At 38.1% G+C, this 24,580-nt stretch carries 20 protein-coding genes; 9 read left to right on the top strand and 11 right to left on the bottom strand.

Annotated features, from left to right (window positions below):
• Positions 1 to 48: 48 nt before the first annotated feature.
• The 3 genes from B2W36_RS13270 to B2W36_RS13280 all read right to left on the bottom strand — a co-directional run bounded on the left by B2W36_RS13270 (position 49) and on the right by B2W36_RS13280 (position 3,362).
• Positions 49 to 804: a response regulator transcription factor gene (locus B2W36_RS13270; RefSeq protein WP_293888138.1), complete on the bottom strand. Its 756-nt coding sequence runs from the start codon at positions 802 to 804 to the stop codon at positions 49 to 51.
• Positions 805 to 1,005: 201 nt separating this feature from the next.
• On the bottom strand, positions 1,006 to 1,950 hold the full coding sequence (locus tag B2W36_RS13275) for an aldo/keto reductase (RefSeq protein ID WP_293888140.1): 945 nt from the start codon (positions 1,948 to 1,950) through the stop codon (positions 1,006 to 1,008).
• A 356-nt stretch (positions 1,951 to 2,306) separates the two neighbouring features.
• A complete protein-coding gene (locus B2W36_RS13280) occupies positions 2,307 to 3,362 on the bottom strand; it encodes an NAD(P)-dependent alcohol dehydrogenase (protein ID WP_293888142.1) in 1,056 nt (351 codons plus the stop codon).
• A gap of 196 nt (positions 3,363 to 3,558) precedes the next feature.
• Here B2W36_RS13280 and B2W36_RS13285 point away from each other — a divergent pair, with 196 nt between their 5' ends.
• Positions 3,559 to 4,125: a YceI family protein gene (locus B2W36_RS13285; protein WP_293884563.1), complete on the top strand. Its 567-nt coding sequence runs from the start codon at positions 3,559 to 3,561 to the stop codon at positions 4,123 to 4,125.
• Positions 4,126 to 4,344: 219 nt separating this feature from the next.
• Positions 4,345 to 4,929 (top strand): hypothetical protein, encoded by a 585-nt coding sequence (locus B2W36_RS13290; protein WP_209579187.1) that lies wholly within the window; start codon positions 4,345 to 4,347, stop codon positions 4,927 to 4,929.
• Between the two features lie 50 nt (positions 4,930 to 4,979).
• On the opposite strand, the gene B2W36_RS13295 is transcribed toward B2W36_RS13290, so the two are convergent.
• Positions 4,980 to 6,161, bottom strand: coding sequence for a metallophosphoesterase (locus tag B2W36_RS13295; RefSeq protein ID WP_293884562.1), 1,182 nt, complete (start codon positions 6,159 to 6,161; stop codon positions 4,980 to 4,982).
• A gap of 194 nt (positions 6,162 to 6,355) precedes the next feature.
• A complete protein-coding gene (locus tag B2W36_RS13300; protein ID WP_293884561.1) occupies positions 6,356 to 7,558 on the bottom strand; it encodes an aminotransferase class I/II-fold pyridoxal phosphate-dependent enzyme in 1,203 nt (400 codons plus the stop codon).
• A gap of 144 nt (positions 7,559 to 7,702) precedes the next feature.
• Between B2W36_RS13300 and B2W36_RS13305 the strand changes: the two genes are divergently transcribed.
• Complete coding sequence (locus B2W36_RS13305) at positions 7,703 to 8,161, top strand: Lrp/AsnC family transcriptional regulator (RefSeq protein WP_293884560.1); 459 nt, start codon at positions 7,703 to 7,705, stop codon at positions 8,159 to 8,161.
• Positions 8,162 to 8,165: 4 nt separating this feature from the next.
• Here the strand turns inward: B2W36_RS13305 and B2W36_RS13310 are convergent, their stop codons facing one another.
• A complete protein-coding gene (locus B2W36_RS13310; protein WP_209579183.1) occupies positions 8,166 to 9,188 on the bottom strand; it encodes a bestrophin family protein in 1,023 nt (340 codons plus the stop codon).
• Positions 9,189 to 9,437: 249 nt separating this feature from the next.
• Here B2W36_RS13310 and B2W36_RS13315 point away from each other — a divergent pair, with 249 nt between their 5' ends.
• The 4 genes from B2W36_RS13315 (at position 9,438) to B2W36_RS13330 (ending at position 14,473) form a co-directional block, all read left to right on the top strand.
• A complete protein-coding gene (locus tag B2W36_RS13315) occupies positions 9,438 to 11,840 on the top strand; it encodes an outer membrane beta-barrel family protein (protein ID WP_293888144.1) in 2,403 nt (800 codons plus the stop codon).
• A 61-nt stretch (positions 11,841 to 11,901) separates the two neighbouring features.
• On the top strand, positions 11,902 to 13,077 hold the full coding sequence (locus B2W36_RS13320) for a sensor histidine kinase (RefSeq protein ID WP_293884558.1): 1,176 nt from the start codon (positions 11,902 to 11,904) through the stop codon (positions 13,075 to 13,077).
• The gene (locus B2W36_RS13325) at positions 13,070 to 13,780 is read left to right on the top strand and encodes a LytR/AlgR family response regulator transcription factor (RefSeq protein WP_293884557.1); all 711 of its coding nucleotides are present in this window, start codon (positions 13,070 to 13,072) and stop codon (positions 13,778 to 13,780) included. The genes B2W36_RS13320 and B2W36_RS13325 overlap by 8 nt, the downstream gene beginning before the upstream one ends.
• A 150-nt stretch (positions 13,781 to 13,930) precedes the next feature.
• A complete protein-coding gene (locus tag B2W36_RS13330) occupies positions 13,931 to 14,473 on the top strand; it encodes a hypothetical protein (protein WP_293884556.1) in 543 nt (180 codons plus the stop codon).
• A gap of 29 nt (positions 14,474 to 14,502) precedes the next feature.
• Here B2W36_RS13330 and B2W36_RS13335 read toward each other — a convergent pair whose 3' ends face one another.
• Entirely contained in the window at positions 14,503 to 16,191 is a 1,689-nt protein-coding gene (locus B2W36_RS13335; protein ID WP_293884555.1) for a GMC oxidoreductase, read from the bottom strand.
• 345 nt (positions 16,192 to 16,536) lie between these two features.
• Here B2W36_RS13335 and B2W36_RS13340 point away from each other — a divergent pair, with 345 nt between their 5' ends.
• Both B2W36_RS13340 and B2W36_RS13345 read left to right on the top strand, forming a co-directional pair.
• Complete coding sequence (locus B2W36_RS13340; protein ID WP_293884554.1) at positions 16,537 to 17,589, top strand: sugar phosphate isomerase/epimerase family protein; 1,053 nt, start codon at positions 16,537 to 16,539, stop codon at positions 17,587 to 17,589.
• Between the two features lie 33 nt (positions 17,590 to 17,622).
• Complete coding sequence (locus B2W36_RS13345; protein ID WP_293884553.1) at positions 17,623 to 18,783, top strand: Gfo/Idh/MocA family protein; 1,161 nt, start codon at positions 17,623 to 17,625, stop codon at positions 18,781 to 18,783.
• A 185-nt stretch (positions 18,784 to 18,968) separates the two neighbouring features.
• Here B2W36_RS13345 and B2W36_RS13350 read toward each other — a convergent pair whose 3' ends face one another.
• The 4 genes from B2W36_RS13350 to B2W36_RS13365 form a co-directional block, all read right to left on the bottom strand.
• Positions 18,969 to 19,973: a YihY/virulence factor BrkB family protein gene (locus B2W36_RS13350; RefSeq protein ID WP_293888146.1), complete on the bottom strand. Its 1,005-nt coding sequence runs from the start codon at positions 19,971 to 19,973 to the stop codon at positions 18,969 to 18,971.
• Positions 19,974 to 20,037: 64 nt separating this feature from the next.
• Entirely contained in the window at positions 20,038 to 21,318 is a 1,281-nt protein-coding gene (locus B2W36_RS13355) for a hypothetical protein (protein ID WP_293884551.1), read from the bottom strand.
• Between the two features lie 326 nt (positions 21,319 to 21,644).
• Complete coding sequence (locus tag B2W36_RS13360) at positions 21,645 to 22,277, bottom strand: response regulator (RefSeq protein WP_293888148.1); 633 nt, start codon at positions 22,275 to 22,277, stop codon at positions 21,645 to 21,647.
• A gap of 11 nt (positions 22,278 to 22,288) precedes the next feature.
• Complete coding sequence (locus tag B2W36_RS13365; protein WP_293884549.1) at positions 22,289 to 24,535, bottom strand: sensor histidine kinase; 2,247 nt, start codon at positions 24,533 to 24,535, stop codon at positions 22,289 to 22,291.
• Positions 24,536 to 24,580: the final 45 nt, after the last annotated feature.

Consider the following 24,580-nt stretch of genomic DNA (forward strand, 5'->3'; position numbering starts at 1 on the left):
AATAAATTTGAGACAGCTTCTTTTTGGAGATCACAACTCCATTCATCATCACAATAACCGATTGTTCAGTGCAATGATGAGTGCCTCATTCATATTACTTACTCCTAGCTTTTCAAACAATTTCCGCCGGTGAAATTTCACCGTGTCGATGGAAACGAAAATTCGTTCGGATGTTTCATGAATACTAAGTCCACGATGATAAAAGCGCAATATTTCTATTTCGCGCGCTGTGAGATTTATCTTATTTCGGGATGTCCATTTTCCTGTTAACAGGTCTAGCTCCCATAATAAATCAGTATGAAGTTTCTCGATCACTACATTCCCTGAAGAAACATTGGTGGATAACGAAACAATACAAATGGCTTTCCATATTTTTCCCTCCTCTGTTAAAAAGACAGGCGTCAACTTATGATTAATCAAAACTGGTCTATTTGGAGCATTTTGTATTTGAAAATCATAAGATATAACGTATAATTTTCTCTCTTCAATGGGTATTTTTTCATAAAAGGCAAACCCCGCTTCGTTGATATTGATAAGCATCTGAAAATCATCAGCAGGAACATATTTCTCATAAAAAGCATATCCCATTTCCATTACTTCCATAGCGGTCAAACCAGCTAAAAAAAGAGGATTATCAGAAACGTATTCAAAGCCTTTACTTTGATAATCTATCAGGTAAATACTTTGGTAGGTGATCCGCGAAAAAGCTTTTACAAACTCAAGATAGTCATGGGTCTGTAAGATATCCTTTTCCGAAAGACGATCAAGGGCATTTTTTTTCGAAAATAGCGCATTAAAATCCATATTAAAATTGAAAATCCGAAGTTAAATAAAACTATAATCAGTTATAGTGTTTATTAAAACAAACTGCAATATTTTTGGTAAATAGCTACTTGGCTAATTTGTTGCAACCCCAGCAGTAAATAAAAAAATCTCCACGAAGGATGGAGATTTTAAAAATTACTTGGGAACCAAAGCGTTCTTAAAAGATAAAACCGAGAGTTATCATTTACTCACTTCATTCAACAATTGAATATCTTCTGTATCCAATTTAAGCGTTGGAGCAGCAAATAATGTTTCCAATTGGGTCGCACTTGTAGCACTTACGATTGGTGCTGTGATCAACGGTTTGGCCAATAACCAAGCTAATGCGACATTAGCCTGCTGTACTCCATGTTTTTCAGCAATCGAGTCTAACGCTTTAAGGACAGCTTTTCCTTTATTGTCGAAATACTTCTTTATCCCACCGCCGCGAGTAGTATTGTCGAAGTCAGCTTCTGTTCGGTATTTACCAGTCAAAAAACCAGCCGCAAGTGACCAATAGGGAAATACACTTAAACCATACTTTTCGACCAATGGAGCGTAATCTGTTTCAAAACTTGATCTTTCAACGAGATTGTAATGTGGTTGCAAGGCCACATATTTTGGTAAACCATTCTTCTCGGCAGCATCAAAGCTTTCAATCAATCTTGTTGGCGACAAATTAGATGCTGCAATATATCGAACCTTACCCGCTTTAATTAGTTCATCATAGGCCGATAGTGTCTCTTCCACTGGTGTTAACTTATCATCAAAATGAGTGTAGTACAAATCAATATGATCTACTCCCAATCGTCTCAAAGAATCATCAGCAGATTTTAAAATATGTTTTTTTGAAATATCGTAACCATGCTCTTGAGTTTCTGAGCCAACTTTCGTAGCAATTACCATATCCTGTCGATTGCCACGGCTCTTCAACCATTTACCAATTATTTCCTCGGATTGCCCCCCTATGCCATTTACCCACCACGAATAGGTATCCGCCGTATCAATAAAATTAAATCCTGCGCCTACAAATTGGTCTAAAATCTCAAACGACTGTTGTTCGTTCAGCGTCCATCCAAAAACATTTCCACCGAAATTTAGTGGTGCTATCTGCAAATCTGTGTGTTGTATTTCTATCTTTTTCATTCAATTTATTTATTGTTCCATTTATTAAAAAAACTGGATCACACCGCTGTGTAGAAATTAAAGTTACATTATTAGAAGCGCGCTCGCGCAAAAACCTGTCACATAAAATTGTCATAAAACGAATTCGGAAAACATAGCACTGGCGTACACAAAACAATCTTCCAATGCAATATAAGGAGCATAATTCCGGAAGAAGAATTTAAGAATTCTCTGTTTTAAGAACTAATAAAACAACGAAGCTCCAATTAGGCATCTGGGGCAATACTCTAGCGGAAAACGAACATTCGCCGGTGGAGGAGTAACGAATGATGGGTAGAAAAAAGGGTCACTCTAATGAGAGTCGACCCTTATATATCTTACTTTTCGATAGATGACATGTCTATTACAAATCGATATTTAACATCACTGTCCAATACCCTTTGGTAAGCCTCATTGACATAGTCAATATCGATCATTTCTGTCTCGGGCAGAATATTATGCTCTGCACAAAAATCGAGCATATCCTGAGTTTCTTGTATTCCGCCAATACTGGACGCCGTTAGGACCTTATTGCCCCCCATAATGGACCGGCCATTAATCTCCATAGGAGCAGCAGGAATTCCAACACAAATGTAAACCCCTTTGGTTTTCAGCAGGGCCAAATAGAGGTTGTAATCGTGAGGAGCCGATACTGTATCAATAATGAAATCAAAATACGACGAAAACTCGTTGATCTCATTGGCCTCGTGCGTATTTAAAAACTTATGCGCGCCAAGCAAAGCCGCATCGTCTTTTTTACGTGGCGAATGACTAATCATGGTAACTTCTGCCCCCATCGCTACCGCAATCTTGACAGCCATATGCCCTAATCCACCTAGTCCCAATACACCAACTTTATGGCCTTTGCTGACATTCCATCTTTTTAATGGAGAATATGTTGTAATCCCGGCGCAAAGCAATGGGGCAACTTTTTTAATATCCAACGATTCTGGCACATGAAGCACGAAATTTGCGTCCGCTACAATATTATTGCTGTAACCACCAAATGTATAGCTGTGATCATGCATTACATCTTTGCTATTATAGGTCCAGACGGTCTTCTTTTCTGAGCAAAATTGTTGTTGATCTGCTTTACAGTTTTCGCAAGTACCGCACGAGGCAACCATGCAGCCTACACCGGCGAGATCACCTTTTTTAAATTTAGTTACCTCAGCACCAACCGCACTAATGCGGCCGACAATCTCATGCCCTGGTACAATCGGGTAGTGTGTACCGCCCCATTCATCATGCACTTGATGAATATCTGAATGACAGATTCCACTATACAAGATATCTATTAATACATCGTTCGCACCCAGCTCCCTTCTTTCAAATTCCCAGTATTCAAGTGGAGAAGTACTGTCTTTTGCCGCATAACCTTTCGATTTAATCATATCATCTTTTTTTATAGACCACATTTGGATACGAAAATGATTTCGATCCTCATTTAACTGGTGTAAAGTTAATAGGTCATGCTGATGAATGAAGAAGCCAAATTGGAATATTGACATTCGACAAACAAAAAAGTAAGTTTCAACATATACATTAAGCAAAAGACCGTGTATATTTGAGTACATATAAATCATTTCAATGAAAAGAATCAATTTAACGCTGGCTGTTCTTTGCTTTACATCTATGGCTTTTGCCCAAAAAATCGATTACAAGGTGAATACCCAATCTTCGAAGATCAAATGGAGCGCCAAAAAAGTCGTCGGTGGACATGTAGGAATTATAAATCTACAAGAAGGCAGCATACAAACCGATAAAGGAAAAATCATAGCCGGTAACTTTACAATAGATATGAATTCCATGGCGTGTACTGATGCTCCCAAATTGACGGGACATTTAAAAAATGAAGATTTCTTTAATGTCCCGAGCTATCCCACCGCGAAATTTGTCATCAGTAAAGTTGACAATAGCAAAGCAAACCCAATCATAACAGGTAATCTTACGATCAAGAATAAAACAAAATCAATATCATTTCCGGCAAAAGTCACCACGACGGTAGATGGTCTAGCCGCAGAAGCTGTCGGCGTAAAAGTAAATCGTTTGGATTTTGATATACAGTATCGTTCTGCGAGTTTCTTCTCCGATTTAGGCAACCGAGCAATAGACGACGAGTTCACATTGGATATACAGATTAAAGGAACAAAATAGCTGTTGCAGCGTAGCGGCTCAATAAAATGCCCTTAATAAGACTGTTTCTAGTCTCCAAATACACTGAAATTCGATCGTTAATATTTTTTAAACGTATGAAACGTGGATTCTGTTAAATTAGATTTGTTTCAAATTACACTTAACGTCCTTGAAAATTAACGAAAGTGAAGTTTTAGATTTATCTTTAAAATTCCTAAAGATAAATTATACAAAGTATTTATGGAGAAAATAAAAACTTTTCAACAGCACGAGCTTAATAGAATTAGAAAACATTGGAGTAATAGTGGCCTTGCATTTGAGAAGTTAGGAAGATCTTCTAATATATCGGATTACTCCGACCGGGAGATCAATGAGATGCTGCTAGGGATATATAAAGACAGTAAACATCTGATGGTTGATGAAGGATATTTTATTGATGTTTCAAAGGTACAAAAAGCCAGCTGCACTTTAGTGGATGTCTCCTACGCTAGACGCATTAAACCAGATCCAAAAAGTGCCCTCAAACTTCAGGACATCCGTAATTTTTATATTGAAGATTATTTTGTCGAAACAACAGAAATATTTTCTGATCAACATAAACACAAAATAACCGGTTATTTGAAAAAAATCGGTGGTATCAGCTTGGGGAAAGGTCAATACAATAAATTGTATTCTATTCCGAATGATTTTAAAACCTTTTTCGGTAACGCGCCCGCAGATTTATTCTACCCCATACAACGGTATATAAATGGGTTATTCTTTGACGACGATTATCGAATGTCAGATTTTGAGGTCGTCAGTAATATTTCCATTAGTAAGATATGAGCCTATTAGAACGCATATCTTACTAGCGTTTTTTTGACTATCTATTGCGTCTAATCGCTTTTTCTCAAGGTAACAACAGTGATTTCAGGCCATACCCCTATTCGACCTCTCAAACCGTGAAAACCAAATCCACGATTGACATAGAGATATTTCCCGTGCTTTTGATACAGCCCCGCCCACTGTTTGTAGAAATATTGAATTGGACTCCATTTAAATCCAAACAATTCGATCCCAAACTGCATACCATGTGTATGCCCAGCGAGGGTTAAATGGACATGTTGATCGTGAGCCAAGGTAACATGATCCCAATGGGAAGGATCATGAGACATCAAAATTTTGAAAGTATCCTTATTCAATCCAATAGTAGCCTTAGCAAGATCGCCGTACTGATGAAATCCACCTTTACCCCAATTTTCAACGCCAATGAGAGAAATACGATCTCCTTGCTTTTCAATTGCTATTGATTCATTCAGTAATAATTTAAATCCCATTTCATGGTGAATTTCCTTAAGTCTATTCAGGTTTGAAATTTTTGACTCGACACTATCCCATTGCACATAATCCCCATAATCGTGATTTCCAAGAACTGAAAACTTGCCGAAAGGAGCTTGCAATCGATTAAATTCTGAAACCCATGGCTCCATTTCAGAAGCCCTATTATTGACCAAATCGCCAGTAAACAATACAAGATCACTGTTCTGAGCATTCGCTAACTCAATACCTTTACGCACTCTTTTCATATCGGATAAACTCCCGGAATGGATATCTGATAGTTGCGTAATTTTAAAGCCGTTAAACGCCTCCGGGAGATCTGGAAAACTCACAATTTCTTCTCGTACTCTATAAAAATAACGACCTCTCGTTAGCCCGAAAAAAATAATCAGTAGCATGAGCACCGCACAGAGTAGGACGATCTCGCTCAAAAGAACACTACGCGGCGGATAAGAGCGGAAAATACGCGTAAGATCTTCGAGGAGCAAAAATGGAATAGCGATCAATTTAGGTATAAAAACAATCAAAAATGCCGTAATCAAACTGGTCGCTGACCGCTGGATTTCATAACCTGCCTTCCGCAAGAAAAATAGAGCGAAAACTCCAAGAAGCAACAATAAATCCAGACACCAATATATGCTGTGAAAAACTGAACTTTTAGCAACGGTAATGAAAGCCTGAAAAAAATAGAAATCCCCTACGATGAATAGGAATAAAATGAATAGAAGTCTTTTTGCCATATTGTACGAAATACATATGTTGAACCGCTAATGATATGCCAAAAGATATATCGTTGCACCTCTAGCAGCTTACGCTCGAAATACTGATGTGCTCGTGACAATTGATTCTATTTCAACCCCATTTGATAGCGAAATTTCCTTCCATGCATTCAAAACATGACATAATGTCTTAAAGTTTTTCTAAGTGATGATCATTACAATATGCCAACTTTTTGCATACATGCCCTCATTTTCCTATAAGTCCGCTCAATATCGTCATCTAAACCAATCGAGAATCTGATCAATCCATCTGAAATCCCCATCGTTAAACGTTCCTGCTCAGGGATTTCAGATGAGGTCGAACTACCCGAGCAGGAAAATAGTGTCTTGTAAAAACCTAAACTCACAGCAAGATATCCTAAATTCTCAGCCTGCATCAACTCCATCAGCTCATTAGCTCTCTCAGTCGTTTCCACGTCCACCGTCATTAAACCACCAAATCCATACGCCTCATGCATCATGCTCTTCATTAACTCATGATTGGGGTGAGAATTCAGTCCAGGGTAAGAAATCTTCAATCCATCTTGCTCAAACCGCTCGGCTAAATAGAGGGCGTTATAGCTATGTTGTTTCATCCGTATATGAAGTGTGCGCAAATTCTTCAGTATACTCGCCGAGCGTAGGCTGTCCATTGTTGGTCCCATCAACATGCAAGCTCCGCTATTCACGTTTTTGGTTTCGTCGATAAATTCCTGACTTGCACAATACACACCACCAACGCTATCGCTGCTACCGTTGATAAACTTTGTTAAGCTATGAATGACAATATCAGCGCCCAACCGTATCGGTGAAATTGACAAAGGAGAAAAGGTGTTGTCAACAATCAATTTTAGCTTATACTTTTTACAGAGAGTCGATAACCTCCTCAGATCCGCCACACGCAACAACGGATTGCTCACACTTTCACAGTACAAAATTTTTGTATTGGGTCTTATCGAATTTTCTAATGCTTCGAAATCATCAATATCCAAAAATGTCGTCTCAATTTGGAAAGGTGGGAGAAAATTTTTAAGGAAAGCATACGTTCCCCCATAGATCGTCCTGCTTGAAATAATATGGTCGCCACTTTTACAGAGCTGTAAGAGAACCGTAGTTATGGCCCCCATCCCAGAAGATGTTACATTAGCTGCAGCGGTATTTTCCATTTTTGCCAATGCCTGCGCTAAGTATAAATTCATTGGAGATGAATGTCTCGAATAAAGATAACATCCTTCCCCATTTCCTTCGAACGTATCAAACATCGTTTTAGCCGAAAGAAATGTATAAGTAGAACTGTCCGATATCGACGGATTCACACCTCCAAACTCACCAAAATATTGCAAATCTTGAATTTCATTTGCAGCGTTAAAATCTTCCATGTTTTTATCTTTAAAATTGGGGAATTTTAAATTAGATTACAATAAATTATAGCTATATTAGAGTATAAATCTATTATATAAAGGATTGTTAGTGAAAAAATCTATCTGATTAAAAAAAAGAATCATTAAACCAAAAATAAATCTATGCATTTCGACGAAATTGACCGAAAACTACTGCTCCTCCTACAACAAGACGCAAAACAAACAACCAAAGAGCTTTCCCACAAACTTAACTTATCAGCAACAGCAGTCTACGAACGTGTACGTAAACTCGAAAATACGGGAATTATTAAAGGATATGTTGCAGTACTTGATAAACGCAAAATAGACAAAGATTTCTTGGTATTATGTCACGTTAAATTAGTGCAACATAAAAAAGAATTTATCTTACATTTTGAAAAAGAGGTGATGAACCTTCAGGAAGTAACAGAATGCTTTCATGTGAGTGGAGATTTCGACTATATATTAAAAATATGTGTGCAGGATATGGCAGACTATCGTAATTTTATGTTAACGAAATTGACCAGTCTAAAACATATCGCAAGCACGCATAGCTCATTTATGATCGCCGAAGTCAAAAATACCATAGCTATAATGCTGTAGAAACCTAAACTAAAACTCCATTTTTTGAAGCAATTGGCTCTGGAATATCTTCGTCTCCTATGATCTGCAACATATCAATCTCAATGGTTCTACAGATCGATAGCATCGGTATATCAAACATCAGTCCTCCAAAAGGATTTTCAGTATAGTCACCCACCAGTTCCATCACAATATAAATCCATCCTATGACCACACAAAAAGGAATACTCGTCCATATACCCCAATCTCCCAATTTCGCAAATTCATTCACTAAACCCAATGGAAGCAGAATGATAAGAATAACATTAAACACAAATGCTGTACTCGCAAACTGCCGCGGCGAAGGAAATTTTTTGATTCTCTCTGCCTGCCCCTGATAATCATAAAATTGGTTTAAACAGTTCTGTAATTGAGTTTGATTGAAATCAGAGATGACCTTATCATTTTTCAAGGCATTTACTTCCCTAGCTTGTTGGGAAATCAAATATGTCGCAAAGTTTTTGTATTGACGCTGTGCATTGAATTCCGCAGTAGAAAGATATTTATTCAAAAAAATAGATGTCCTACTGTAATCAGGAAAACCAGCCTTTATAAGTCTGTTTCTTTTAACATTCATAGAACCAATATATTTTTTCAAACTAATGTGCTCCCATTCCGTTGGGACCAACAATTGCTCCCTCAACGTATACAGCCAGGCAATATGACGGTAAGCAATCCTTTTTCTCCGTTCTACTAAATCGGTAGAATCACCATTTTCGGTGTTAAAGGCATATAACATAGCTGTAAATGACCGGCTAGAATTAACAATTGAACCCCAAATTTTTCGGGCTTCCCAAAGTCGATCATAGGCCTGATTGTTTTTAAAACCAACGTAGAATGCTTCAGCCGTCCCGATCAATGCCAAGGGAACCCACGGAATTATCATCCACTGCCAGTTAAAAAAATAATAGATAACCGCCACGAGTGAGCACCAAAGTGTAAGCCATATCAAATGTGCCCCTGCTAAATTGAATATTTGCCTATAGTTGAAATATTTGGTTGTGATCATAAAGAATGGATATCTTTCATTATTAAAAAACGCTGTGAAAGTACACTTAATTTATAACTGTTCAATACACCAATTTGTTTTCGAGGCAATTATTTCTAAAGCTTTGCCATATTATTAAAACTAAAGCTTTAGATTTCAAAATAGCTTATCATTAAATTTACTCCTTTCGTCCCGAAAAAACCAATATATATCCCAAAAAATTGAATAAAAACATCGTTGAATATAGCTTTGGGTAATTATTCGAAACTTATGAACAAATTAATAGTAGTAACTCTTATCACATTTTTCACTAACAGTTTGCTATTCGCTCAAAGCACAGTCATCGGAAAGGTCTCCGATCAATCTGGAAATCCAGTCCCCTACGCGACCGTTTCATTTAAGCCATTACATGCAATGAAAGATACATCAATAGAGAAAATAGCCGATGAGTATGGAAACTTTCAGTTATTCATCAACGAAAAAGGAACATACCTCGCTTCAGTTCATATTGAAAAAATACTCAAAATGCAGCAAAAAATCGATATTAAGGAATCGAATGAAACCATGGCATTTGTAGTTCCCAAATCACGCTTAACCAACCTCGTGCTAGATGAAGTAACGGTAAACCATCGCAGACCGATCATACAGCGAAAAATCGACCGTCTCATCATGAATGTGGGGCAAACAGCCAATGCTGTTGGAAAATCAGCATTAGATTTGCTTAAAATAGCACCAGGAGTGTTTGTTAATAACGGCCAAATTTCAATTAACGGGATAATGGGCACACGCATTCTTGTAGACGGAAAAAGTATTAATCTGGCAGGAAGCGATCTTAAGAATTACCTTCAGTCATTACGTTCCAGTGATATCCAAAGCATTGAAATCATGGCGCATCCCTCAGCGGAATTTGATGCAGAAGGCAGCGGTGGCATAATTAATATTATTTTGAAGAAAAACGATAAGCAAGGAATCAATGGCTATATCGGTAATGACTATGGACTAGGCCTCGGAAAATATGCCTCATACAATCCTTACACCGCTTTAAATTATCGAAAGGGCAAAATTGGTTTAACCGCAAGCTATGCTTACGCTCACGCTAAATCCTATGAAGAACTAAAACAACAGAGAAACTTTCCCAATAATGGTCTATACAGTCAAACAACAGACAATACACAAACAAACAATAATAGCCGAATAAGAACAGTTGTGACATATGATCGCTCGAAAAGGGAATCTTTCGGATTAGCCTACACGGGCCAATACAGTAATTTTACGGGGCCCTCCGCCGCCCGTGCGACAGTGCGCTACGAAGATCCAGCTAAAAATATCATTTCGTCGGGCAGTTTTCCTTCCGAATCGAAATCCAATTATCAAAACCTTGGATTCAATTATGCTCGGGAAACAGACAGTTTACACTCTAAAGTCACTATAATCGCCGATTATACGCATAATAAACGCACTGGAAATAGTATCAGCAACAGCACGGATTGGAATGCAACAGGTAGCGTGATTAGCGATACGTTGTTTAGATTAGATTATCCAAGTACAGCAAAAATATTTACGGGCGAAGCGAAATACAACTGGATAGTAAAAAACGGAAACAACTTATCTATTGGCTTAAAGTCTACAGCGACAGATATCATAAACACCAATAATTATCAGGTCTTCGATCAACATTGGACGCCAAGTCCAGCGCTCGATTTCGAATTCGCTTATAAAGAAAGAATTTATGCAACCTACGCAAATTACACGGGAAAATGGGCAAAAATTGATTATCAATTGGGACTTAGAGGCGAGAAATCCATCGTTCAGGGACGACTTTGGGGAGCACAGCAGGCAGATCTTTCACAACATTATTTTAATTGGTTTCCAAGCATCTTTCTGAAGAAAGATCTAAATATGGAAGGAAGCAACTACCTTACTTTTTCCTACAATCGAAGAATTAGACGTCCTTCATACTTTGATTTGAATCCATATAAATATTATATAGATAATTATTCCGTGCAAACAGGAAACCCCTATTTGAGACCACAATTTACAAATTCAATAGAAATTGGTGGGTTGTGGAAGGAAAAGTACTATAGTGCATTAAATTATTCACAGACAAAAAACGCCATATCACAAATCATCCGCAACCAGGCACAAGAAGAGCTATTGACCGTCATTAAAGACAACGTCGGTACTCAAAAGGTATTGACCGCTACCATCAGTGTGCCGGTAAACTTCTTGTCCTTCTGGTCAAGTACGAATACCATTCTGTTCACACATACCCGCTCCACTTCTCCAAACTTTAATTTAAAAAAAGCCTCTTTCCTCGTACAGACGGAACAGGAAATTACATGTGGCAAAGGCTATAGTATTAATATAAATGCATTCTATACACCTCAAATGTTAATTGGAAATATTATAACTAAAGCCATAGGGTCGGTAGATTTAGGGATCCAAAAAAAGTTTATTAAAGATAAATTGGTGGCCAAGGCAAGCATCAGTGATATCTTTTATACGAATAACTATACAGCAACAAGTTATTTCAACGATACTAAAATTTGGATAAGTCACAAAGAACAATCACGGGTTTGCTCCATCTCCTTACTATATAATTTCAAAAAAGGCACGGCGTTTAAGGCGAAAAAAATGGAATCTAGTAATATGGAGGAAAACGGAAGATTATAAATGTTAACAATTTTTATCTTTGCAGCTCAACGAGCTACTAAATTAAAATAAATAAGGGTCAATGAAAAAGTATAAGCTTGCCAAATTTATCGCTCAGGTAGATCCCTTCGTTAAAACAAAGAATATTGAAACATTTTATACGCCGAGTGTTCGAATCATGTTACATTTTGGTATGTGGTTCATATTTACGGTGCTCCTGTTCTGCAACTACTACTATGTGTTAGCAATTCCGCCAAATCAATCCTTATTTTTATCGATCCGCGTCCTGATTTCATCACTTGTTGTATTTTATCTCTTTTTTTATTGGATCATACCCTATGCGCGAAATTCAAAATTATGGATATTACCGTTTGTAGCATCGCCGGTATGTATTTTTATTTGGTTATTTATTAATAATCTTTTTTATGTACTAGCCTACAAATATGGTTATGACCTATCTAATTTATACCCATTAATGGGCAAAGAAAAAAACTTCATTCCGAATCTTTGGTCAGTTTTCAGTTTCAAGGTGATTGCATTAAATGCATTATCTGCTATCTATTCGATGTCTCCTTTTTTCTTTACCAAAATATTAATTGATATGAGAAGAATAAACAAAGACAGGATGCGAATTCAAGAGCAGAAGTTAAAGTTGTCACTGGAAAACATCCAAGTAGAAAAGGACTTTCTGAAAGCTCAACTTAATCCACATTTTCTATTCAATACGCTTAATAATCTCTATCGTTTGACCATGAAAAAAGATCCAACAGCGCCGGAGGTTGTTTTAAATTTATCCGAAATAATGGGATACACGTTATATGACTCGGATACAGAATATGTCTCCTTAAGCAAAGAGCTCGATTTTATTGAGAATTACTTCTCACTGGAAAAAATGCGGCATCCGCAAAACTATAAAATTGTATTGAAAATCGAAGGCCGACAGCATGCTGCTTGCCTAACAATTGCGCCATTATTGACATTTAATCTAATCGAAAACGCCTTTAAATACGGACTTAAAAATGAAGAGGACTCATTTGTCCAACTTTTTATTAGCATTACCAAAGATCAATTTATTTTTGAAATTAAAAATGACTATGATAATTTAGATAGAACAAAAATAGCTCCGTCTAAAGGTATCGGTATTAAAAATTTAAGAAAACGCCTCCATCTCATTTATCCGACAAAGAGCGATCTCCAAATCACAGATACTGGCGGTGAATTTAAAGTTGTATTAAATATCACATTACAGCATGATTGAAAAGTATAGCTGCATCGTCATTGATGACGAGCCTTTAGGAATTGAACTCATTACGGATTTCGTCAATCAAATACCCTTTCTGGAACTGAGAAAAACATTCGGAAAGCCAGTCGAGGCCATGAGCTTCTTGCAAGATAATCCCATTGATTTGGTGTTTAGTGATATTGAAATGCCCAAGTTGACGGGCTTAGACCTATTGGAAACCCTAGCGCAGCAACCCATCTTTATTTTTATCACAGCACATCGGCATTTTGCCATTGACGGATTTGAAAAAGGAGCGGCGGATTACCTCATTAAGCCGGTTCGTTTCGATCGGTTTTTAAAGGCTGTAAATAGAGTAAAGGAACAACTAGATACGCTTAAAAAGCTAAAAAATAGTCCCGTAAAAACAGATCGAATTTTCATAAAAAGTGAAAGTAAGTTTATCAGATTAATGCTAAAGGATATTGTTTATATCGAGGCTCAGGGCAATTACCTGACCATTGTCACGCTTAATGGTACGAACCAGACATTATCCACCTTGAAAGCCATGGAAGAAATTTTACACAATTCCAGTTTCTTTCGAATTCACAGAGCATTCATTGTCAATACAGATTATATTCAGTCGCTAAATGGAAATATCGTTCAGCTTTCGAATGGAAAAATTATTCCTATCGCCAGCAATAAAAAAGACCTATTATATTCACTTTTGGGGCTAAATTAAATAATAGAATACAATCCCATTATCTATCTGAATCTCCATAGGTGAACGTCTAGTGGATTTTAAAAAAAAGATATAGTATACTATTGTATATTTTTATCCGTTTAATTATTTTAATTGCATTGAAATATAAAACTTCAAATACACAACAAGATGATGATAAAAATAAAAGGCTTCGCATTAAACATGATTCCTCTACTGCTTGCGACAACTGCTTTTGCCCAAAACAAAGTGGATCTACGGACCATGTTAAATAAAAATCGAGAATTTATATTTCCGCAGACAGTGGATAAAATTGCTACGGCGTTGGATGTCAAAACGGAGTTTTATGAAGATGCCAATGAGGAAAAGTATGCAAAATGGATCACTAAATCTGGTTTAGAACTGTATAGCAATTACGGCGATGACAAAACTGTTAATGAACTTTTTTTTGATATTCCTGAAGATAAGTTTTTGGTTGTCGAGGGGCTACCTTTCGATCTAGCAATGAACAAAACAACCCTCCAGGATGCGCTCTCAAAATTCAGTCGTCACGAAGTCAAACAGAAGATGCTTGATGATGGAAGCGCTTACCCTGGCGGTACTAGCCTGACCATGAAAACGGGAACGCATTTTACAACGCTAATCTTTGATAACAAAAATCTTTTAAAGTTTATGAGTTTAACCACTTCACTAATTGACCCCGCAGTCAATTAAGCTAACGGGGGCGGTAGAATTTGAAAAGATTAAAGATTTCCTTTTTTTAGCTCATTGACGGCAAAATCTACCGCCCTTGCGGTAAATGCCATATACGTTAGTGATGGATTCACACATGATGAAGAAGTCATAAATGCCCCATCTGTCACAAAAACATTTTTTGCATCCCATACTTGATTAAATTTGTTCAATACGGATGTTTTTGGATCATTGCCCATTCGTGCTGTTCCCATTTCGTGAATTCCCTGCCCCATACTGAACCCATTATCGTAGGTCTTTACATCTTTGACACCAATTGATGTTAACATTTCCACCATTTCATTACTGGCATCGCGTCTTATCTTCCGCTCGTTCTCCTTGATCGCTGCATCTATTGCTAATACAGGAAGTCCCCATTTATCGCGAATAGACGAATCCAATACGACTCTATTATCGTGGTATGGCAGTATTTCCCCGAAAGCAGTGAATCCAATTTTCCAGCCGCCAGGCTCAGTAATAGCATCTTTCCAGGCCCCGCCCACGCTCATATTGTCCACCTCACCCGTCCATTGTGGCCTTGAAGCACCGCCCTGATAACCAAAACCACGAACATAATCTCTCTTCGTACGATCTCCGGGAACATTAACGAATCGGGGAACATATAATCCATTAGCCCTTCGTCCAAAAATATATTTGTCTTCAAATCCCTCTACGCTTCCGCCAGCACCACTATTTAACATGTGATCCATTAAATTATGCCCCAGCTCCCCACTGCTACTTCCGAGACCATGTTCCCATATATTAGTAGCGGAATTCATTAATAACCAGGTGGAATTTAAAGTCGACGCACATACAAAAACAATTTTGGCAAAATATTCATACGTCTGATTCGTTTCCGCATCAACTATTTCAACTCCTTTAGCTCGCTGCGTATCAGGGTCATAAATAATATTCTTTACGATGGCAAATGGACGTAACGTTAATTTCCCTGTTTTCATCGCAGCAGGTAATGTTGCAGATTGTGTGCTAAAATAAGCGCCAAAATTACAGCCAAGCCAGCATTTATTTTGGTATTGGCAATTAATGCGGTTATGATGCGGAACTGTTATGTTGGCGACCCTACCAATTATAAAATGCCGTTTGCCTTGGTAATGCAATTTCAGTCGTGCAGCAAGATCTTTTTCCACAACGTTCATATCCATCGGCGGCATAAAGTCACCGTCGGGCAGCACTGCTATTCCGTCTTTATTACCAGAGATGCCGGCAAATTTCTCTACGTAACTGTACCAGGGCGCTATTTCCCGATAACGTACAGGCCAATCTATACCGTAACCATCTTTGCTATTAGCTTCAAAATCAATATCCGACAAACGATAACTCTGCCGCCCCCACATAAGCGACCGCCCTCCAACCTGATAACCTCTGAACCAATTAAAGGGTTTTATTTCCTTATATGGACTTTCAGTTTCATTGGTCCAGAAATCAATATTTCCTTCGTTTATCCATTGATTTTTAATTCCAAATGGCAAATAGTGCTGCGCAATATCCAATGGTACACGGCCACTATGTGGAAAATCCCATGGATCTTTGTTGGGGGATGGATAATCTTTAATATGTTCAATATTGCGTCCTCTTTCTAACATTATGGTTTTAAGGCCCCGCTCTGTTAGTTCCTTCGCTGCCCAGCCACCAGTGATTCCAGACCCGATGACAATAGCATCATATACATTATTAGCCATGTAGTTGTAGTTGGTTTAATTGGTTATTACTTGTTGGAAAACTCCCTTTTAAAAATGAGTTATTTTCCAACATAAAACATTGCAAAGTTTGTCGGTAAACTTACCCTGCACCGAGGGCTTATCCGCCCCACCACCAAAGTAGAATAGACTCCCTAAACAAGTTTAAGGTTTTTTTTTGATTTAATTGCAACCGGTTGCGAATTTTTGTAATATTGTATTAAACAAGTACGTAACTTGAATAACCAGATTATAATAGTATAAACTAGAGACTAAATCATTGCTTCAAACTAATCAGAATATAAATCTTTTCAGTCTGAGATATGGTCTTTTCTAAACGTAATAAATATGACAACAATTAAAGGTCCTGCCATCTTTCTCGCACAATTTATCGGCGATGAACCCCCGTTTAATTCCTTAGAAAATATCTGCCAATGGGCCTCAGCGCTCGGCTATAAAGGTATTCAGTTGCCAACCTTAGATGCTCGTTTTATTGATCTAGAAAAAGCAGCGTGCGATAAAAGCTATGCACTCGACCTAAAAGCTAAAGTACAGTCCTATGGATTGGAAATCACGGAACTCTCAACCCATCTTCAAGGGCAACTAATCGCTGTAAACCCAAGTTTTGATGATCTCTTTGATGCTTTTGCACCACAGCAGGTACATCACGATCCTCAAGCCCGACAACAGTGGGCCATACAACAATTAAAATATGCCGTACAGGCCTCTCATAATCTTGGACTGAAAGCATTAGCAACCTTTAGTGGCGCATTATTGTGGCCATTTATATACCCTTGGCCACAAAGGCCAGCCAACCTGATTGAGACAGGATTTGCGGAACTTGCCAAATTATGGTTACCCATACTCGATGAATGCGAGCAGTATGATGTCGATCTCTGTTATGAATTACATCCGGGCGAAGACTTGCACGATGGTGTTACTTTCGACCTATTTCTCGAAAACGTAAATAATCACAAACGGGCAAACATCCTTTATGATCCCTCCCATTTTGTCCTTCAATGCCTCGATTACCTCGAATTTATTGACATCTATCACGAGCGAATTAAGATGTTTCATGTTAAAGATGCTGAATTTACACCTTCTGGCCGTCAGGGTGTGTATGGTGGCTACCAGAACTGGCAAGCCAGAGCTGGTAGATTTAGATCAATTGGCGATGGACAAGTGGACTTTAAAGCCATATTTACCAAACTTACACAGTATGATTTTAAAGGCTGGGCTGTACTCGAATGGGAGTGCGCATTTAAAAATGCTGAAGATGGTGCTCGGGAAGGTGCCCTGCACATTAAAGACTATATTATACGGGTTACCGATAAGGCATTCGATAATTTCGCGGCAGTAGAAACAAATGATAGCCTCAATCGCAAACTATTGGGTTTGTAAAATAAATGATCTCGTCATTATAAATTTAACTTTATGAGCACTACAAAACTTAAAATGGGTATGATAGGCGGAGGAAAAAATGCTTTTATTGGTGCTGTTCACCGTATGGCGGCCGGAATCGACGGCCATATTGAATTATGTTGTGGAGCGCTAAACTCTGATCCTATTGTTGCAAAAGAATCTGGATTACTTTTGGGACTTCCAAAAGAAAGAAGTTATGGAAGTTATCAGGAAATGATCTTCCAAGAAAGCAAGCGCCCTGCGCAAGAACGCATGGACTTCGTCAGCATCGTCACCCCTAACTTTGCTCATTTTGAACCGGCAATGATGGCTTTAGACCATGGCTTTCATGTCGTCCTCGAAAAACCGATGACTTTAACACTTGAACAAGCAAGTTTACTTCAAGAAAAAGTGGAAGAAACCGGATTAACACTCTGTGTGACATACACATACTCCGCTTATCCAATGGTAAAACAGGCCCGTCAACTGGTGAAGGAAGGTCGACTAGGTCCAATCAGAAAGATTATGGTTGAGTACCCACAAGGTTGGCTCAGTAAACTCATCGAAAACGGCCTCTCACTGGCATTCTGGCGCACAGATCCCGAAAAAAGTGGAAAAAGCGGATGTATGGGTGATATCGGAACGCACGCAGCACATTTAGCAGAATATATCTCAGGCCTGAAAATAACTAAAATGTGTGCCGACTTACAAACTTTCGTCGACGGCAGAAAACTGGAAGACGACGGCAATATTTTACTTCGATTTGAAAACGGTGCAACAGGAGTGTTATCTGCCTCGCAGGTCGCTGCCGGAGAAGAAAATGCCTTAAAAATTAGAGTATATGGTGAGGAAGGCGGTTTAGAATGGAACCAACAAGATGCCAATACACTAATCGTCAAACATATCAATCAGCCGACTCAGCTTTTTAGAACGGGCCAACCATACCTTTCACCACTCGCACAACATAATATACGCTTACCTGCTGGTCACCCAGAAGGATATATTGAAGCATTTGCCAATATCTATAGAAATTTTGCAACTACACTTTTAGCGTCCATGGAAGGTAAAGTTCCGACAGAAGAAGAGACTGACTTCCCGACCGTAAGTGATGGTGTCCGGGGCATGAAGTTTTTAGCAACTGTACTTGCTTCAGCAGAATCTGAACAAAAGTGGACTGACTTCCTAAGTGAATAAAATAAAAGAACCAATGTGGTGTCCCCCGCAGGCGGGGAAACCACATTGGTTGCTATTTTAGCGAAGTCACTTGTGATTATCGCATCGGATTTAAATAGTTCTACTCATTTGAATAAAGTTTCCTGCATATACGCTTCGTCCCATTTTTGCTCAGCGTATATAGAAGTGTTTCTATTCAACAGCTATTATTTTTTTGGATACTTTGGAGCTTCCTCTATCACTATAGTTTGTTCTTGTTGTGTTAGTGGAGCTGGAGGAATTTCAGCAACATCTCGTTCGATTTCCTGAGTTTCGAGATGAACAGCATATGGCGAAGGTTCTATTGGAATACCCATTACAGTCGCATATTCTCTGGTATAAATAGCACCAAAATATAAGATAGCGGCTGTATAATAAACCCATAACAAGATCAACACAAACGAGCCCGCTGCACCATAAGTATCTTGTGTAGCCGAATGTTCTAAATACACCCCGATTAAGTACCTGCCTACCACAAATAAAATTGAGGTAAATAAAGCGCCAGCACGAACCGTTCGCCAGTGAATATTGACATCCGGCAGTATTTTAAATATGACACTGAACAAAAGAAAAATAGTTCCAAAGGATAAACCAAAGTTAATCCCGTTCACTAACATAACTGTCATATCTGGAAAATAACGCTGCAGCTGATCCATTAATGCCAAAATCACACCATTAATAATAAGTGTAACAACCAGCAAGAATCCCAATCCTATAACCAATGATGAAGACAAAAGTCTGTCCTGAATTAACTTTAACCAACCTTTCTTTGGCTTCGCGCGTACGTGCCAAATCTTGTTGATGGAATTTTGGATATCCCCAAAAACTGTTGTTGCCCCTAAAATTAAGGTAACACTACTGATCAGCAATGCCAGATTTGACTTTCCTGACAATTGTAAATTCTGAATAACCTCCTGAATCTGCTTAGCAGCACTATTCCCCACAAAACCGCGTAACTCCATAAACACTCTCCCCTCAATGGCATCCTCTCCATAAAAAATTCCAGCCAAGGCAATGATTAGAACGAATATTGGACCGATCGAGAAAACCGTATAATAAGATAGTGACGCACTGTACTTCATTGAATCTTCATTGAGAAATCCCGCAACAGTACTTTTCAAAATTCGCCAATACGTTTTTATTTTACTGCTACTCTTAGTTCTGATAGCCATATTTTCGCGTTTTATCTCAACAACAAACCATTAAGTAGTCGAGAAAGTTTGTCCTTTATACGTTTTAATGCGAATAGTCTTTTAGAGTACCTTCCAGAACCAATCGATCCTGTTTTACGACTTTTAGACTAAGGATGAGATCTGAAACAAGGGTTTTCAGTCCTAAAATAGGCGACACTTTGACTTCATTTGGCCAGTCCGCCAGATGAATCGCAACATGAGATAACTCATCAGTCTTCTTATAGTTCCCGTTTAGTCTGTTTACGTCTTGCGATGTCGACAACATACTGAATCCCCTATCTTGCTTTTTAAACCATTGGTAGAACAGCTTATCTGGCAGAAACTTATTGAGGTTACTATCTCCCCCCATGGTAATTCTTACTTCTGGAACAAGTGTGTTATATAGCGTTTTCTCTTCGACCGTTTCGAAATTCTCATCAACCGCATAATTGACAATAGTATCCGTCTGAGTTACCTTATTTTTTAATATTTCAATATCAATATAACTACCGTCCAAATGTGTGATAAGAGAATCGGTCATCATCGGAAATTCTGCAAACGCTTGTTTTAGTTTATTTTTCAGTTGATTCGTAGGGATATTGACCCAAGCTTTTGCAATATATTGTGTCGATGCAAGTTCCCTGACAATGAACTCTTTCGGAAAGTTCCAATTTTTTGAGGTAAATTCACCATAAACATCAACTTGATCACCTTTCAATGTGAATTCAACATAATTGTTAGTGGATAAATCACTATAACGTACCGATTGGCCGGTAAGTGTGCTCGGATCGGCGATAAATTGTTTGATAGTCACCATATCGCCTTTTGATTGAATGAGCTGCAGCATCTCTTCCTTCTTATTATCAAGATCAAAACCTACACCAATCAATAAATCATTTCCTCTACACAAAAATGCCATTTTATTCGCCCGATCATACGCATACGTCATCCCGGAATCGGCGCCTCTTTCGATAGAATCTACTTGTATGACTTCTTTTAGAAAAAATAAGAATTGCTGTTTATCCTTTAGCTGAAAAAAAGCATAAAAATTTTTTGGATGTTCCTCCAAAGTAAAAAGAAAGACATTCGCTTTCATGTCAATGCCATTATCTTGAAGTTTACTTAGCCTTTTGCCGAAATTCAAACTTTCTTTTTGTGATATCTTCCATTTATTAAAAAACTGATTCAACAAAATATCATCCAATGATACCGTTAATAATGCTTTACTTTCTTTATGGACCAATGATTTGTAAGACTCTTGCTGCCTGAGTATGTATATTCCCCATACGGTAATTATCAAAAGTATAACAATCCCTATCGTCCAAACTATTGTCTTTTTTATCATATCGATTCAATCTATAAGTGTGAGTTGCCTATCTAATACCCGTCAAAAGGGAACCCTAGTCTTCCAATGAATTAAATCTATCGCGTTGGATACGCCAACAGAAACCTATACCACACTATTTATGGCTGAAGCAAACTCAGTATAAAAATCCTACAATTCAGCTAATGAAACTATTTGCCTTTTTGACATAAAGTATGTGTTTAGTTTTCAATATTGGAGTTTGACACGTTCAACCTAAAAATAGCGAGATTTAAAATAACGAGATCAAAAATATCAATCAAATAGCGCTTTTTTCCCCCCTGAAATCAGGGAATTGGTAATTCCATTTAAGATTCTCGAATTAAACCATATTCCAGGGCAGATTTTACAGCGGCAGTAACGCTCTTCGTTTGAAATTTCTCCATTAGATTTTTGCGATGACTTTCTACTGTGTGCGAACTGATAAAGAGAGATTCAGCAATTTGATTAGTTGTCATACCTTTCGCTACGAAACTGAGCACTTCTTTTTCACGACGTGTCAATTTTGGCACCTGCTTTAGCCCTATCTCCGATTTCTTATTCAAAATAGTCTGGGTTTTCTCACAGATATAGCGCTTTCCAACAATAACATGTGAAATAGCAGTCAGTATTTCATCGCCATTTGCATTTTTCTGTAAATAGGCATCGGCTCCCTCGTTTAGAATACTATTGATGACAGCAAATTCATTGTGTACACTAAACGCGATTATTTTCAGACCATTGTTATTCTCTTTCAGGCCTTTAACTAAATCTATTCCATTAGCGTCCGGTAGATTAATATCGAGGAGCAGTACCATTGGCATGTCTACAGCAATATTCTTCGACAGCTCGGTTGCGCTAGAATACATGCCGACAACTTCAAAATCTTCATGCGCGTTGATAATGTTTTTCAATCCTTCAAGCAACAAGGGATGATCGTCTGTAATCGCTATTTTTATCATTTTTCTAAAAGTTAAACCATGGGTATTTCCAACTCTATCGTAGTACCCGAGCCGTAATCAGACATAAGCTTCATTTCGCCGTTTAAAAACGAAAGTCTTGAACGCACATTATGCATTCCTGCTGCATGCTGCAAATCGACACTTTCTATATCAAAACCCTTGCCATCATCTTCAATTGTGATATGTAAACGCTCATTATGTGAAGAAAGCTGTATTAAAATATTGGAAGCACTAGCATGCTTCAATGCGTTATTGACCAATTCCTGAATAATTCGATATAAAGAAATTTCCTGTTCAGTACTCAACGTTGATTCAAATTGTAGAAATTCGCATTCAACGAGACATGTAACCTGGCTCATACGACTCGCATAGTCTCTTAAAGTCTCCTTCAAACCATATTTCACAATTAGATCAGGCATAAGGTTATGGGCAAGCCGACGAAGTTCATCTACCGCCCCATCCAACAGATCAATGCTTCGATCTATTCCTTCCTGTACGGATTCCTTTTCTAAAGTAGCCTTATTAAGCTCCGATAAACCTAACTTCGTACTAGACAGTAAACCACCCAACCCATCATGCAGGTCACGGGCAATGCGTGTCCGCTCCTTCTCTTCCCCAGCGAGCATTGCTGTCAGGCTTTCAATCGCGTGTTGCTGATTTTTCTTTTCGATTTCTAATTGATGCAAATGCTCCCGCTGTTTCAATGCATTGGAACGCTGCCAATAGGCGTAAAAAAGCAAAACGATGACAACCAAACAACTAATAAATAACCAAATATAAATCGAATTCATTCGCGACTTAAAAGCAATTTTCTTTTTTGACACGTCAAGCTCTTGTAAACGTTGTGTATTTTCCAGTCGGCTTAATTGCAAATCTTGCTCCTTTTTATCTCTTTCGAGTTGTAATACTTTAAGCTGCTGGGTACGATTCAGTTCATTCAATTTCAAATTCTCAACCAGTTGATGCTGTCTGTCATTCAAAGCTTTCATCAACTTAATCTGCTGTTCCTTTTTCTCTCCCTCCAAACGAAGACGCATTAACTTTTGGTTCTGTAATTCTCGCTCAAACTTCAGCTCCAGCTGTTTGGTCTTATCTAGTTTATCCGAATTAAAAGCTTTTTCAAATACATCAATATAGCTTTTTTGATAGTTGAACGCTTCTTTATATTTTCCTTCTTCAACACTTACTTCAGCCAGTCTGCTAAATAGACTTAACCCCACCTGATAATCATAATGCGGCTCTCGATTAAGATTATCCAAAGCTTTTTGCAGGTATTTCTTACCTTCATCACGAGCGCCAGCTTTGAAAGCTTCATCCGCGAGGATACCATAAGCGGGTATCGTGATGGCATATTGTCCAGTTTCAGCAGCGATATCTAAAGCTTGCTTAGCGTAGGCTATCGCTTTTTTAACACCACTATCCGAATAAAACTCGTGGTATAAATTTGCAAGATTAACGGAAACATAGGCTCGATCCGTTGGATTGATAAGATGTTTATCATTCTTGTTCACCAAGCTATACGCATCAAGATAGTGTTGTTCAGCTTTACGCAATAGATCAAAATTCGCTTTATTTAACCTGTACTGTTCTTCAAACAGATAACCAGCTTGCATGTAGGCATCAAATAAGCTATTGACATTCCCACCTGCTTTAGCCGTTTCCAACAATAATGAAGTATACTTTTCTTGAAAATCATAATTACGCTGATTGGCGTAGATTGCTGTTAGCTCTTTATAAACGGCCAATTTACGAGCGATATTTGCCTCTGTCTGCGGTGCCTTCTCTAAATAAGAAATCGCTTTGTGAAATTGGGCAACGGCCTCATCTTCTCTATTCTGCCGTGTCATAATCCATCCATCACAGTAATATACATATCCTTTTGTTCCATTTTCATTGACAATCGGAAGCACAGATTTAGCATGTTCCAAATAAAATCTCGATTTTTCAAAAGCATGATCATTAAAACTATTCATCGCAGCAATACAATTCAAGTAAGCATAATACTGCTTATCAGGATAGTTTCTAGCCAACTGAATATTGTCATGGAGTAGTTGACCAGCCAGGGCTTTCTCATTATTAAAATACAGGGCCTGTGCGTATTTTCCCGTCAGTACAAACCGCTCTCTGCTTCCTAAAGGAAGATTGTAATACGATTTCTTTAACTCCTGCAGCTGTTCTTGCGCAAATACAGCACAACATGGACACAGAAAAAGAAAAAATATTAGAATTGAATACCAAATATTCTGAACATACCCCATAAAATCAATTGTTGCAGCTAGCTAAGTGAATAGTCCAAACTTAGA

It is taken from the genome of Sphingobacterium sp. UBA3549 (assembly GCF_002376635.1).
In the GTDB taxonomy this organism is placed as follows: domain Bacteria; phylum Bacteroidota; class Bacteroidia; order Sphingobacteriales; family Sphingobacteriaceae; genus Sphingobacterium.